Source organism: Streptococcus sp. 1449, assembly GCF_013276805.1.
In the GTDB taxonomy this organism is placed as follows: Bacteria; Bacillota; Bacilli; order Lactobacillales; family Streptococcaceae; genus Streptococcus; species Streptococcus pseudopneumoniae.
On record NZ_VMLS01000093.1, the window covers coordinates 1 to 15302 of the forward strand.

Annotated in this window: 9 protein-coding genes and 2 pseudogenes; 9 read left to right on the plus strand and 2 right to left on the minus strand. The window is 41.2% G+C overall.

The window, feature by feature from the left end; translation table 11 throughout:
- Nucleotides 1–48 precede the first annotated feature (48 nt).
- The gene (locus HT687_RS12105) at nucleotides 49–240 is read left to right on the plus strand and encodes a hypothetical protein (RefSeq protein ID WP_055387816.1); all 192 of its coding nucleotides are present in this window, start codon (nucleotides 49–51) and stop codon (nucleotides 238–240) included.
- Between the two features lie 87 nt (nucleotides 241–327).
- A complete protein-coding gene (gene bgaA / locus HT687_RS11025) occupies nucleotides 328–7029 on the plus strand; it encodes an LPXTG-anchored adhesin/beta-galactosidase BgaA (protein ID WP_172924206.1) in 6702 nt (2233 codons plus the stop codon).
- A gap of 247 nt (nucleotides 7030–7276) precedes the next feature.
- Here the strand turns inward: bgaA and HT687_RS11030 are convergent.
- Nucleotides 7277–8275 (minus strand): annotated as a pseudogene (locus tag HT687_RS11030) (transposase).
- 210 nt (nucleotides 8276–8485) lie between these two features.
- A complete protein-coding gene (locus tag HT687_RS11035) occupies nucleotides 8486–8845 on the minus strand; it encodes a DUF3397 domain-containing protein (protein ID WP_000525406.1) in 360 nt (119 codons plus the stop codon).
- A gap of 91 nt (nucleotides 8846–8936) precedes the next feature.
- Here HT687_RS11035 and HT687_RS11040 point away from each other — a divergent pair.
- From HT687_RS11040 to HT687_RS11070, 7 genes and pseudogenes are all read left to right on the plus strand, one after another.
- Nucleotides 8937–9893: pseudogene (locus tag HT687_RS11040) on the plus strand (TIGR01212 family radical SAM protein).
- On the plus strand, nucleotides 9877–10434 hold the full coding sequence (locus HT687_RS11045) for a class I SAM-dependent methyltransferase (protein ID WP_000828433.1): 558 nt from the start codon (nucleotides 9877–9879) through the stop codon (nucleotides 10432–10434). Before HT687_RS11040 ends, HT687_RS11045 begins: the two are co-directional and overlap by 17 nt.
- Nucleotides 10427–10681 carry a hypothetical protein gene (locus HT687_RS11050; protein WP_000361085.1) on the plus strand — a complete coding sequence of 85 codons (255 nt, stop codon included), beginning with the start codon at nucleotides 10427–10429 and terminating at the stop codon, nucleotides 10679–10681. The genes HT687_RS11045 and HT687_RS11050 overlap by 8 nt, the downstream gene beginning before the upstream one ends.
- Nucleotides 10682–10692: 11 nt before the next feature.
- Nucleotides 10693–12747 carry a sodium:proton antiporter gene (locus HT687_RS11055; RefSeq protein ID WP_138704537.1) on the plus strand — a complete coding sequence of 685 codons (2055 nt, stop codon included), beginning with the start codon at nucleotides 10693–10695 and terminating at the stop codon, nucleotides 12745–12747.
- A 178-nt stretch (nucleotides 12748–12925) separates the two neighbouring features.
- Entirely contained in the window at nucleotides 12926–13786 is an 861-nt protein-coding gene (locus tag HT687_RS11060) for a YihY/virulence factor BrkB family protein (RefSeq protein ID WP_000759506.1), read from the plus strand.
- A 209-nt stretch (nucleotides 13787–13995) separates the two neighbouring features.
- Nucleotides 13996–14706, plus strand: coding sequence for a thiol-disulfide oxidoreductase-associated membrane protein CcdA2 (gene ccdA2 / locus HT687_RS11065; protein WP_000509841.1), 711 nt, complete (start codon nucleotides 13996–13998; stop codon nucleotides 14704–14706).
- Nucleotides 14707–14725: 19 nt separating this feature from the next.
- A complete protein-coding gene (locus HT687_RS11070; RefSeq protein WP_000759276.1) occupies nucleotides 14726–15292 on the plus strand; it encodes a redoxin family protein in 567 nt (188 codons plus the stop codon).
- Nucleotides 15293–15302 lie beyond the last annotated feature (10 nt).

Below are 15302 nucleotides of genomic sequence, written 5' to 3' on the forward strand. Positions count from 1 at the left end.
TTCATTTGACTTTTCTAATCAATTTGTGCATATCTTATTTCATACTCAATGAAAATCAAAGAGCAAACTAGGAAGCTAGCCGCAGGTTGCTCAAAACACAGTTTTGAGGTTGTAGATGAAACTGACGAAGTCAGCTCAAAACACAGTTTTGAGGTTGTAGATGAAACTGACGAAGTCAGTAACCATACCTACGGCAAGGCGACGCTGACGAAGTTTGAATTGGATTTTCACAGAGTGTAAATTGTTGAAACTAGGTTGTCATACAATGTGTACCACTTGGGCTTTGGCAGTAGCTAACTGCACTAAATATAATATAAGGAGGGTTTTATGGGGAAAGGCCATTGGAATCGGAAAAGAGTTTATAGCATTCGTAAGTTTGCTGTGGGAGCTTGCTCAGTAATGATTGGGACTTGTGCAGTTCTATTAGGAGGAAATATAGCTGGAGAATCTGTAGTTTATGCGGATGAAACACTTATTACTCATACTGCTGAGAAACCTAAAGAGGAAAAAACGATAGTAGAAGAAAAGGCTGATAAAGCTTTGGAAACTAAAAATGTAGTTGAAAGGACAGAACAAAGTGAATCTAGTTCAACTGAGGCTATTGCATCTGAGAAGAAAGAAGATGAAGCCGTAACTCCAAAAGAGGAAAAAGTGTCTGCTAAACCGGAAGAAAAAGCTCCAAGGATAGAATCACAAGCTTCAAGTCAAGAAAAACCGCTTAGGGAAGATGCTAAAGCTGTAACAAATGAAGAAGTGAATCAAATGATTGAAGACAGGAAAGTGGATTTTAATCAAAATTGGCACTTTAAACTCAATGCAAATTCTAAGGAAGTCATTAAACCGGATGCAGATGTATCTACGTGGAAAAAATTGGATTTACCGTATGACTGGAGTATTTTTAACGATTTCGATCATGAATCTCCTGCACAAAATGAAGGTGGACAGCTTAACGGTGGGGAAGCTTGGTATCGCAAGACTTTCAAACTAGATGAAAAAGACCTCAAGAAACATGTTCGCCTTACTTTTGATGGCGTCTACATGGATTCTCAAGTTTATGTCAATGGTCAGTTAGTGGGGCATTATCCAAATGGTTATAACCAATTTTCATATGATATCACTAACTATTTGAACAAAGATGGTCGTGAGAATGTGATTGCTGTCCATGCAGTCAACAAACAGCCAAGTAGCCGTTGGTATTCAGGAAGTGGTATTTATCGTGATGTGACTTTACAAGTGACAGATAAGGTGCATGTTGAGAAAAATGGGACAACTATTTTAACACCAAAACTTGAAGAACAACAACATGGCAAGGTTGAAACTCATGTGACCAGCAAAATCGTCAATACGGACGACAAAGACCATGAACTTGTAGCAGAATATCAAATCGTTGAACGTGGTGGTCAGGCTGTGACAGGTCTAGTACGTACAGAGAGTCGTACCTTAAAAGCACATGAATCAACAAGCCTAGATGCGATTTTAGAAGTTGAAAGACCAAAACTCTGGACCGTTTTAAATGACAAACCTGCCTTGTACGAATTGATTACGCGTGTTTACCGTGACGGTCAATTGGTTGATGCTAAGAAGGATTTGTTTGGTTACCGTTACTATCACTGGACTCCAAATGAAGGTTTCTCTTTGAATGGTGAACGTATTAAATTCCATGGAGTATCCTTGCACCACGACCATGGGGCGCTTGGAGCAGAAGAAAACTATAAAGCAGAATACCGTCGTCTCAAACAAATGAAGGAGATGGGAGTTAACTCCATCCGTACAACCCACAACCCTGCTAGTGAGCAAACCTTGCAAATCGCAGCAGAACTAGGTTTACTCGTTCAGGAAGAGGCCTTTGATACTTGGTATGGTGGCAAGAAACCTTATGACTATGGACGTTTCTTTGAAAAAGATGCCACTCACCCAGAAGCTCGAAAAGGTGAAAAATGGTCTGATTTTGACCTACGTACCATGGTCGAAAGAGGCAAAAACAACCCTGCTATCTTCATGTGGTCAATTGGTAATGAAATAGGTGAAGCTAATGGTGATGCCCACTCTTTAGCAACTGTTAAACGTTTGGTCAAGGTTATCAAGGATGTTGATAAGACTCGCTATGTTACCATGGGAGCAGATAAATTCCGTTTCGGTAATGGTAGCGGAGGGCATGAGAAAATTGCTGATGAACTCGATGCTGTTGGATTTAACTATTCTGAAGATAATTACAAAGCCCTTAGAGCTAAGCATCCAAAATGGTTGATTTATGGATCAGAAACATCTTCAGCTACCCGTACACGTGGAAGTTACTATCGCCCTGAACGTGAATTGAAACATAGCAATGGACCTGAGCGTCATTATGAACAGTCTGACTATGGGAATGATCGTGTGGGTTGGGGGAAAACAGCAACCGCTTCATGGACTTTTGACCGTGACAACGCTGGCTATGCTGGACAGTTTATCTGGACAGGTACGGACTATATTGGTGAACCTACACCATGGCACAACCAAAATCAAACTCCTGTTAAGAGCTCTTACTTTGGTATCGTAGATACAGCCGGCATTCCAAAACATGACTTCTATCTCTACCAAAGCCAATGGGTTTCTGTTAAGAAGAAACCGATGGTACACCTTCTTCCTCACTGGAACTGGGAAAACAAAGAATTAGCATCCAAAGTAGCTGACTCAGAAGGTAAGATTCCAGTTCGTGCTTATTCGAATGCTTCTAGTGTAGAATTGTTCTTGAATGGAAAATCTCTTGGTCTTAAGACCTTCAACAAAAAACAAACCAGCGATGGTCGTACCTACCAAGAAGGTGCGAATGCTAAGGAACTCTATCTTGAGTGGAAGGTTGCTTACCAACCAGGTACCTTGGAAGCTGTAGCTCGCGATGAAGCTGGAAAAGAAATTGCACGTGACAAGATTACCACTGCAGGGCAACCAGCAGGAGTTCGCCTCGTCAAGGAAGAACACGCCATCGCCGCAGATGGAAAAGACTTGACTTACATCTACTACGAAATCGTAGACAGTGAAGGAAATGTTGTACCAACTGCCAATAATTTGGTTCGTTTCCAATTGCATGGACAAGGTCAACTAGTCGGTGTCGATAATGGGGAACAAGCCAGCCGAGAACGCTATAAGGCGCAAGCAGATGGTTCATGGATCCGTAGAGCCTTTAACGGTAAAGGGGTTGCCATCGTTAAATCAACTGAACAAGCAGGTAAATTCACTCTGACTGCCCACTCAGATCTCTTGAAATCGGACCAAGTTACCGTCTTTACTGGTAAGAAAGAAGGACAAGAGAAGACTGTTTTGGGGACAGAAGTAGCAAGAGTTCGTACATTAATTGGTAAAGAACCAAAAATGCCGAAAACAGTAGGTTTTGTATACAGCGACGGTAGTCGTGAAAAACTTCCAGTAACTTGGTCTCAAGTCGATGTTAGTCAAGCAGGAGTTGTGACTGTTAAAGGTACAGCAAATGGACGTGAGGTAGAGGCTCATGTCGAGGTTCTAGCAATTGCGAAAGAATTACCAACAGTTAAACGTATTGCTCCAAATACTAACTTGAATTCTGTAGACAAATCTGTTTCCTATGTTTTGACTGATGGAAGTGTACAAGAGTATGAAGTGGACAAGTGGGAGATTGCCGAAGAAGATAAAGTTAAGTTAGCAATTCCAGGTTCTCGTATTCAAGCGACCGGTTATTTAGAAGGTCAACCAATTCATGCAACCCTTGTGGTAGAAGAAGGAAATGCTGCAGCACCTGTAGTGCCAACTGTTACTGTTGGAGGTGAGGCAGTAACAGGTCTTACTAGTCGACAACCAATGCAATATCGTACTCTATCTTATGGTGCCCAACTGCCAGAAGTCACAGCAAGTGCTGAAAATGCTGATGTGACAGTTCTTCAAGCAAGCGCAGCAAACGGCATGCGTGCGAGCATCTTTATTCAGCCTAAAGATGGTGGCCCTCTTCAAACCTATGCAATTCAATTCCTTGAAGAAGCACCAAAAATTGCTCACTTGAGCTTGCAAGTGGAAAAAGCTGACAGTCTCAAAGAAGACCAAACTGTCAAATTGTCGGTTCGAGCTCACTATCAAGATGGAACGCAAGCTGTATTACCAGCTGATAAAGTAACCTTCTCTACAAGTGGTGAAGGGGAAGTCGCAATTCGTAAAGGAATGCTTGAGTTACATAAGCCAGGAGCAGTCACTCTCAAATCGGAATATGAGGGAGCTAAAGGCCAAGTTGATCTCACTATCCAGGCCAATACTGAGAAGAAGATTGCGCAATCTATCCGTCCAGTAAATGTAGTGACAGATTTACACCAAGAACCTACTCTTCCGTCAACAGTAACGGTTGAGTATGACAAAGGTTTCCCTAAAGCTCACAAAGTCACTTGGCAAGCTATTCCGAAAGAAAAACTAGACTCCTATCAAACCTTTGAAGTACTAGGTAAAGTTGAAGGAATTGACCTTGAAGCGCGTGCAAGAGTCTCTGTAGAAGGTATCGTTTCAGTTGAAGAAGTCAGTGTGACAACTCCAATCGCAGAAGCACCACAATTACCAGAAAGCGTTCGGACATATGATTCAAATGGTCACGTTTCATCAGCTAAGGTTGCATGGGATGCGATTCGTCCAGAGCAATACGCTAAGGAAGGTGTCTTTACAGTTAATGGTCGCTTAGAAGGTACGCGATTAACAACTAAACTTCATGTTCGCGTATCTGCTCAAACTGAGCAAGGTGCAAACATTTCTGACCAATGGACCGGTTCAGAATTGCCACTTGCCTTTGCTTCAGATTCAAATCCAAGCGACCCAGTTTCAAATGTTAATGACAAGCTCATTTCCTACAATAACCAACCAGCCAATCGTTGGACAAACTGGAATCGTAGTAATCCAGAAGCTTCAGTCGGTGTTCTGTTTGGAGATTCAGGTATCTTGAGCAAACGCTCCGTTGATAATCTAAGTGTCGGATTCCACGAAGACCATGGAGTTGGTGCACCGAAGTCTTATGTGATTGAGTATTATGTTGGTAAGACTGTCCCAACAGCTCCTAAAACCCCTAGTTTTGTTGGTAATGAGGACCATGTCTTTAATGATTCTGCCAACTGGAAACCAGTTACTAATCTAAAAGCCCCTGCTCAACTCAAGGCTGGAGAAATGAACCACTTTAGCTTTGATAAAGTTGAAACCTATGCTATTCGTATTCGCATGGTTAAAGCAGATAACAAGCGTGGAACGTCTATCACAGAGGTACAAATCTTTGCGAAACAAGTTGCGGCAGCCAAACAAGGACAAACAAGAATCCAAGTTGACGGCAAAGACTTAGCAAACTTCAACCCTGATTTGACAGACTACTACCTTGAGTCTGTAGATGGAAAAGTTCCGGCAGTCACAGCAAGTGTTAGCAACAATGGTCTCGCTACCGTCGTTCCAAGCGTTCGTGAAGGTGAGCCAGTTCGTGTCATCGCGAAAGCTGAAAATGGCGACATCTTAGGAGAATACCGTCTGCACTTCACTAAGGATAAGAACTTACTTTCTTATAAACCAGTTGCTGCGGTTAAACAAGCTCGCTTGGTACAAGTAGGTCAAGCACTTGAATTGCCGACTAAGGTTCCAGTTTACTTCACAGGTAAAGACGGCTACGAAACAAAAGACTTGTCAGTTGAATGGGAAGAAGTTCAAGCAGAAAATCTGACAAAAGCAGGTCAATTTACCGTTCGAGGCCATGTCCTTGGTAGTGATCTTGTTGCTGAGTTCACTGTACGAGTGACAGACAAACTAGGCGAAGCTCTTTCAGATAACCCAGAGTATGATGAAGACAGTAACCAGGCCTTTGCTTCAGCCACTAACGATATTGATAGAAACTCCCATGACCGTGTGGATTATCTCAATGACGGAGATCATTCAGAAAATCGTCGTTGGACAAACTGGTCTGCAAGACCGTCTACCAATCCAGAAGTATCAGCAGGCGTAATCTTCCGTGAAAATGGTAAGATTGTAGAACGGACTGTTGCACAAGGAAAAGTTCAGTTCTTTGTAGATAGTGGTACAGATGCACCATCTAAACTTGTTTTGGAACGTTATGTCGGCCCAGACTTTGAAGTGCCTATCTACTATTCAAACTACCAAGCCTACGAATCTGGACATCCATTTAACAATCCAGAAAATTGGGAAGCTGTGCCTTATCGTGCGGATAAAGACATTGCAGCTGGTGATGAAATCAACGTAACATTTAAAGCTATCAAAGCCAAAGCTATGAGATGGCGTATGGAGCGTAAAGCAGATAAGAGCGGTGTTGCGATGATTGAGCTGACCTTCCTTGCACCAAGCGAATTGCCTCAAGAAAGCACTCAATCGAAGATTCTTGTAGATGGAAAAGAACTTGCTGATTTCGCTGAAGATCGTCAAGACTACCAAATCACCTATAAAGGTCAACGGCCAAAAGTCTCAGTTGAAGAAAACAATCAAGTAGCTTCGACTGTGGTAGATAGTGGAGAAGATAGTCTTCCAGTACTTGTTCGCCTCGTTTCAGAAAGTGGAAAACAAGTCAAGGAATACCGTATCCAGTTGACTAAGGAAAAACCAGTTTCTGAGAAGACAGTTGCTGCTGTACAAGAAGATTTTCCAAAACTCGAATTTGTTGAAAAAGATTTGGCATACAAGACAGTTGAGAAAAAAGATTCAACACTGTATCTAGGTGAAACTCGTGTAGAACAAGAAGGAAAAACTGGTAAAGAACGTATCTTTACAGCGATTAATCCTGATGGAAGTAAGGAAGAAAAACTCCGTGAAGTGGTAGAAGCTCCGACAGACCGCATCATCTTGGTTGGAACCAAACCAGTAGCTCAAGAAGCTAAAAAACCACAAGTGTCAGAAAAAGCAGATACAAAACCAATTGATTCAAGTGAAGCTAGTCAAACTAATAAAGCCCAGTTACCAAATACAGGTAGTGCGGCAAGCCAAGCAGCAGTAGCAGCAGGTTTAGCTCTTCTAGGTTTGAGTGCAGGATTAGTAGTTACTAAAGGTAAAAAAGAAGACTAGAAATTTTGATACCTTCTTTATCATTAAAGACCAAAGAAAAACTCTTGTCCTAAATAGAAGATAAAGAGCCTGAGACAAAATAGTTCTCAACCACAAAAAAGCTAGATATTTCCAATTGCGGAACTCTAGCTTTTTAATTTTGAGTCGTTCTCTTATTGTATAGTAGATTGAAACTAGAATAGTACACTTCTACTTCTAAAACATTGTTAGAAATCAATTTGACTGTCCTTATCGATTTGTCCTGTTCTTATTTCATTTCACTATGTTTTAGGAGGTTATTGGCCATAAGTACCAATCCCATGTCAATTCTCACTTGACGCATCCCTCTCAGATTACATCTCTTGTAACCCAAACAAGCCTTTATCTGCCCAAAGACAGGTTCCACATCAATCTTGCGTTGAGCGAAAATCTGTCTACCTTGGGGAGATAAAAGCGCCTGACATTCTTTAACTTTCAAGTTTTGATAGCCTTCGTTCATATACAGTCCCTTTTGAGGGGCTGATTCAGGTTCGTCGGCGTAGTAAACCTTGATTTCCTGTTGCAAGTCTGTCTGTGTTTTCTGATGTTTGATATGGTGAAAACGATAGCACCAGCCATCAGGATGTGTGTAGCTATCCTCCTTGTTATCATAGTGCCAATTCGCTAAGTTTCTAGCTGACTGTTTATACCCTCTCTTTTGTTCCTTGTCAAACATGGCATATTTAATCAGAAGGGGAGTGATTTCTTCTTGAAAATAGACCTGTATCTGTTCTTGAAGTTTGGCGGAGAATTTCTCTGTCGTTTTCTTCCACACAAAACTATACTTGTTGGCATTGGCTTCAATCTTAGTTCCGTCAATAAACAGACAATCTAAGGTCACTAACTCTTCCACTTTTAAACGAAGATTGAGGTCGATGAAAAGATCACGAATAAGGTCTTCCATCCCTTCAGCGACTCGAAAACGATTGATGGTGCGATAGCTGACAACCAACTGCCCTGTTAGGTATTACATAGCCAGATTTTCAATCATCATTTTTTCAATTTTTCGCCCAGAGAAAATCCCTTGTGAATAGGCAAATAGAAGAGCAGATACAAGCATTTTTGGGTGATAAGACGGGCGACCAAAGGCATGATAGAAGGCGTGGAAGTGATAATCCTCCAAGGTATTCACCACTTTTTCAATCGTAAAGACGAGATGGTCTTGTGGCAAGAAGGAACTGATTTCTAGTGGTAAAGTTGTTTGATTTGTGTTATAGTGAATATGCATGGGATAGCCTTTCTAAATGGTTTATTAAGCAATTCTATTTTACCAAGACTATCGTAACCATGCAAAAAAGCAACGGCAAATCCGTTGCCTTTTTTGGATATAAGAGACTATTGTCCCAGACTCTTTTCTTTGTATAAAATTGTATAGTGTTATTGTCTATACTATTTTGTAGAGAAAGCAAAAATCCCTAGAAAATGCTTAGGGATTCGACTATTTCATTAAGAACAATTCAACAATCATCTCTATATACATGATAAGGGTTAATAAAAATCCTGTACGCCAGAAGAATTTGATGAATTTAGGATAGTAAAAGCTGCGTTTTTTTAAAAGGAAGAAAAAGACGAGAATAATGGCTAGGAACGAGAGGGCTAGCCCCAGTCTAGGGAGGAAATTATGGGTAAAGGTTTTAGCTGTAATCAAGTAATACTCAAATACCAAGACTGGAAAAGCCAAATCCGCAAAGTTTCGTCCTAGTTTTTTTAATCTAAAAAGTTTGGTTAGGATAATGCAGACGACTAAGGTCAGTATCAATAATAAAATAGATGCTAATTTCATTAAAATCATACCCATATTGTATCATAAAAAAAGGCTAATGGAAACGAGAAACAGAGGAATTTATAGGAAAGTCAGGCTTTTGAGATTGTGGGTGATTTTTGTTATAATGAAAGTTATAAAATCTTATGATACCTTGAATGATTATTATCGAAAACTCTTTGGAGAAAAGACTTTTAAAGTCCCTATTGATGCGGAATTTGACTGTCCCAATCGTGATGGAACTGTGGCTCATGGAGGCTGTACTTTTTGTACGGTTTCCGGTTCTGGAGATGCCATTGTAGCCCCAGATCCGCCTATCCGTGAGCAATTTTATAAGGAAATTGACTTTATTCATCGTAAGTGGCCAGATGTTCAGAAGTATCTGGTTTATTTTCAAAATTTTACCAACACCCATGAAAAGGTGGAAGTTATTCGAGAGCGTTATGAACAGGCTATCAATGAGCCAGGTGTGGTAGGAATCAATATTGGAACGCGCCCAGACTGTTTACCAGACGAAACCATCGAATATTTGGCTGAGTTATCGGAGTGCATGCATGTGACGGTTGAATTGGGCTTGTAGACTACTTATGAAGCAACTTCTGACCTGATTAACCGTGCGTATTCTTATGAATTGTAGGTGGAAACGGTCAAGCGTTTGAGAAAGTATCCCAAGATTGAGATTGTTTCCCATTTGATTAATGGTTTGCCTGGTGAAACCCATGAGATGATGGTTGAAAATGTCCGCCGTTGTGTCACGAATAACGATATTCAAGGGATTAAACTGCATTTGCTCCATCTTATGACAAATACTCGTATGCAACGAGATTACCATGAGGGACGTTTACAATTGATGAGTCAGGACGAATATGTCAGGGTCATCTGTGACCAACTGGAAATCATTCCCAAACATATCGTCATCCATCGAATCACAGGAGATGCACCTAGGGATATGCTGATTGGGCTTATGTGGAGCCTCAATAAATGGGAAGCTCTCAACAGCATTGAGATGGAGATGCGACGTCGTGGAAGTGTTCAAGGATGCAAGGCTGTAAAACAGGAGTTTGAAAATGAAAAGACCACTTGAGATGGCACATGATTTTTTGGCTGAGGTCGTGACAAAAGAGGATGTCGTAGTGGATGCGACTATGGGAAATGGTCATGACACGCTTTTTTTAGCCAAGCTAGCCAAGCAAGTCTATGCCTTTGATATTCAGAAGCAAGCCTTGGAAAAGACCCAAGAGCGTTTGCATCAGGCTGGCTTGACAAATGCCCAGTTAATCTTGCAAGGTCATGAGACACTGGACCAGTTTGTGACAGAAGCCAAGGCAGGGATTTTTAATCTGGGTTATCTGCCGTCGGCTGATAAGTCAGTCATTACCCAACCTCAGACAACGATTGAAGCCTTAGAAAAGCTGTGTAGCTTACTTGTCAAAGGTGGACGGATTGCCATTATGATCTACTATGGTCATGATGGAGGCGACCTCGAGAGGGATGCTGTCTTGGATTTTGTGAGCCAGTTGAACCAACAAGAGTACACAGCTACCATTTACCGAACTTTAAACCAAATCAACAATCCACCATTTTTAGTGATGATTGAAAAATTAGAGAGATATAAACATGGATAAACAATACCTACGTGAAAAGCTGGATGCCATGCGCCAGAATTTTGTTGAATCAACCCACCACGAACGAGCGGTGGGTGTGCTAGACCAAGCGCATATGAGCAAAAAAATGCTTAAAATCAAGAAAAAATTAGTTGCTCTTGAAATGGAACGGTGCCAGAGAAAAATTGAGCACAAAGACTGTTCCAAGATTGACCAAAAAATCAAAGAGCAGAAGGAGATATTTGAATCCTGTTGTAAAAAAGATTAAGGAGGACGTGCGTGGAATTACTGATTTACCTCATCCTATTTTTACTGGTTTTGATTGTCTCAAGTACAACCAATAAGCTCCTGCCCTTTTTGCCTCTCCCTTTGGTGCAGATTCTTTTGGGAATTGTGATTGGTCTCTTTTTACCCAATACTGACTTTCACCTTAATACGGAGTTGTTTTTGGCACTGGTTATCGGACCCTTGCTTTTCCGAGAGGCTGAAGAAGCAGATGTTACGGCTATTTTAAAACACTGGCGAATCATTGTTTATCTCATATTTCCAGTGATTTTTATCTCGACCCTGAGTTTGGGTGGCTTGGCCCATCTTCTTTGGTTCAGCCTTCCCTTGGCAGCTTGCTTGGCTGTTGGGGCAGCCCTTGGTCCCACGGACTTGGTGGCCTTTGCCTCTCTTTCGGAGCGTTTTAGCTTTCCTAAGCGCGTGTCCAATATCCTTAAGGGCGAAGGACTCTTGAATGATGCTTCTGGTTTGGTGGCTTTTCAGGTAGCTTTGACAGCTTGGACAACTGGAGCTTTTTCTCTGGGGCAAGCTAGCAGTTCGCTTATCTTTTCAATCCTAGGCGGTTTTTTAATTGGCTTTTTAACAGCCATGACTAATCGTTTCCTCCATAGCTTCTTGCTAAGTGTGCGAGCAACGGATATTGCTAGTGAGCTCCTTCTGGAATTGAGTTTACCCTTGGTAACCTTCTTCCTGGCAGAAGAAGTCCACGTTTCAGGGATTATTGCCGTCGTAGTTGCTGGGATTTTAAAGGCGAGTCGCTTCAAGAAAATCACGCTCCTCGAAGCCCAAGTGGATACGGTGACCGAGACAGTTTGGCATACAGTGAATTTTATGCTCAACGGTTCTGTCTTTGTGATTTTAGGAATGGAGTTGGAAATGATAGCAGAGCCTATCTTGACCAATCCAATCTATAATCCCTTGCTCTTGCTGGCATCTCTTGTCACCCTTACCTTTGTCCTCTTTGCTATTCGTTTTGTCATGATCTATGGCTATTTTGCCTATAGGACTAGACGTCTCAAGAAAAAGCTAAATAAGTATATGAAGGACATGCTTCTCTTGACCTTCTCTGGTGTCAAGGGAACGGTGTCGATTGCTACGATTCTCTTGATACCAAGTAATTTAGAACAGGAGTATCCTCTCTTACTTTTCCTTGTCGCAGGTGTGACGCTTGTAAGCTTTTTAACAGGTCTCTTGGTTCTGCCTTATCTTTCTGATGAAGAGGAAGAAAGCAAGGACTATCTCATGCATATCGCCATTTTGAATGAAGTAACGCTGGAGTTGGAAAAAGAGTTGGAAGACACCAGAAATAAACTTCCCCTCTATGCGGCTATTGACAATTACCATGGACGTATTGAAAATCTCATTTTAAGCCAAGAAAACCAGGATGATCAAGAAGACTGGGCTGCTTTGAAACTCTTGATTCTTAGTATTGAAAGTGATGGATTGGAACAGGCCTATGAAGAGGGGAACATTAGCAATCGTGCTTACCGAGTTTACCAACGTTATCTGAAAAACATAGAACGAGGAATCAATCGTAAGTTTGCGTCACGATTGACCTATTATTTCCTTGTTTCTTTGCGGATTTTACGTTTTCTCCTTCATGAAGTTTTTACTCTCGGGAGGACTTTCCGTAGCTGGAAGGACAAGGAGCAAAGCCGTCTCCGTGCTCTTGATTATGACCAAATTGCAGAGCTCTATCTTGCCAATACAGAGATGATTATTGAAAGTTTGGAAAACCTGAAGGGAGTCTATAGACGCTCTTTGATTAGTTTTATGCAGGAGTCTCGTCTTCGAGAAACAGCTATTATCAGCAGTGGTGCCTTTGTCGAACGGGTTATCAATCGCGTTAAGCCTAACAATATCGATGAAATGCTGAGGGGCTATTATCTGGAGCGCAAGTTGATTTTCGAATACGAAGAAAAACGATTGATTACGACCAAGTATGCCAAGAAGTTACGACAAAATGTCAATAACTTAGAGAACTATTCCTTGAAGGAAGCTGCCAATACCCTGCCGTATGATATGGTGGAATTGGTAAGAAGAAATTAGTTAATACTCTTCGAAAATCTCTTCAAACCACGTCAGCGTCGCCTTGGATTATATATGTGACTGACTTCGTCAGTTTCATCTACAACCTCAAAGCAGGGCTTTGAGCAGCCTGCGGCTAGCTTCCGAGTTTGCTATTTGATTTTCATTGAGTATAAGATTATAAGTGAAGGAGTGTGACATGAAAAAGTGGTGGAAAGAGCTGATAGACAAGCCTCTATTAAAAGCCTTTTTGCATTATTATCAAGCATCAGATAGTGAGTTGACCAGTGTCGCAGTAGCCTACTATTGGTTGATTTCGATTTTTCCCCTGCTTTTGGTGGTGGTCAATATCCTCCCCTATTTTCAGATTCCTGTGGGAGAATTTCTGGGATTTGTAAAAGATGTCCTGCCCCCAAGCCTCTATGAAGGTGTGGAAAAAATAGCCAGAGAAGTCTTGACCCAACCTTCAACAGGTTTATTGAGTTTTTCTGTTTTATCGGCGTTATGGAGTTTTTCAAAATCTATGAATTTCTTGCAAAAAGCTTTTAACAAGGCTTATGGCGTCGAAAAGAGTCGTGGACTTATTTCCCATCAGATGGTAAGTCTCCTAGTCAGTTTTGGTTTACAGATCCTCTTTGCTTTTGCCTTGTTTCTGAGCTTATTTGGGCAGATGATTTTGGCTTTACTTGCTCATTATTGGACAAAAGATGGCATTATCTATCAGGCTTTACAAGGTTTGGCAGGTCCTCTGACTTACGCCCTCCTCTTTGCTATCTTGGTCATGCTTTATTATTTTCTTCCCAATCTATCTAACAGGAAAATTAGCTATACCCTACCAGGCAGTGCCTTTGTTCTCTTAGTGATTTTAGGTTTACTAACTCTGTTCTCTAGTTATCTCAATTACTATGTCCATCATTTAGTGGACGTCCGAATTTTAGGTTCCGTTCTTCTTGTTGTTATGATGTTTTGGTTTATCTTGATTGCTAAAATTGTTATCCTAGGTGCGGTGATCAATGCCAGTATACAGAGTTTGAAAGATCCTAGTTTTAGAAAAGACTAACTATTTATCCATTACAAAAGCGCATAGTATCAAGGTTCTATAAAGCCTTGATACTATGCGCTTTTGTGCTTTGACAGTTTTTGTATAGTTTTTGTCCAAGATTTCTAAATCATCTGATTAAATTCCTATTTTTCCCTATCATTGTCCCTGTTTTTTCGAAAATGGAAGGAGTATAATAAATCTATCAATAAAATGATAGGAGGAACTTTATGGGTCATATTTTCTTTTTTCTAAGTGTCTTTTTGGCAGGGATTCTATCCTTCTTTTCTCCTTGTATCTTACCCTTGTTACCAGTCTATGCAGGGGTGTTACTAGATGATAAGGATAGTGCTCAGGCTTCTAGTGGCAAATTTTCCATCTCAGTTGTTAGTTTATTACGAACTCTGGCCTTTATAGCAGGAATTTCCTTTATATTTATTTTGTTGGGCTATGGAGCTGGTTTTTTAGGCGACTTGCTTTATGCTTCTTGGTTTCAATATGTGACGGGTGCGGTTATCATTCTCTTAGGCTTGCACCAGATGGAGATTCTACACTTTAAGGGGCTTTATAAGGAAAAGAGGTTACAACTGCAAGGACAGGGGCAAAATGGTAAGGGCTATAGTCAGGCATTTTTATTGGGCTTGACCTTTAGTTTTGCTTGGACGCCTTGTGTGGGGCCGGTTCTTGGCTCTGTTTTGGCCTTGGCGGCTTCAGGTGGCTCAGGTGCTTGGCAGGGAGCGGGTCTCATGTTGGTGTACACGTTGGGCTTGGCGCTACCATTCTTGCTTCTAGCTCTGACCTCTAGTTATGTTTTGAAACATTTCCGAAAACTTCATCCCTATCTCGGAATCCTCAAAAAAGTGGGTGGTTTTCTCATTATTGTGATGGGACTCTTGGTTCTGTTTGGAAATGCTTCAATTTTAAGTCAATTATTTGAATAAAATGGAAAGGAATATCAATATGAAAAAATGGCAAACATGTGTTCTTGGAGCAGGTTCGCTCCTTTGTTTGACGGCTTGTTCAGGCAAGTCCATGACTAGTGAACACCAAACGAAAGATGAAATGAAGACGGAGCAGACAGCTAGTAAAACAAGCGCAGCTAAAGGGAAAGAGGTGGCTGATTTTGAATTGATGGGAGTAGATGGCAAGACCTACCGCTTGTCTGATTACAAGGGCAAGAAAGTCTATCTCAAATTCTGGGCTTCTTGGTGTTCCATCTGTCTGGCTAGTCTTCCAGATACGGATGAAATTGCTAAAGAAGCTGGCGACGACTATGTGGTCTTGACAGTAGTGTCACCAGGACATAAGGGGGAGCAATCTGAAGCGGACTTTAAGAATTGGTATAAGGGCTTAGATTATAAAAATTTCCCAGTCCTAGTTGACCCATCAGGCAAACTTTTGGAAACTTATGGCGTCCGTTCTTACCCAACTCAAGCCTTTATAGATGGTGAAGGAAAATTGGTCAAAACGCAACCAGGTTTCATGGAAAAAGATGCAATTTTACAAACTTTGAAGGAATTAGCCTAGGAGGTGTCCT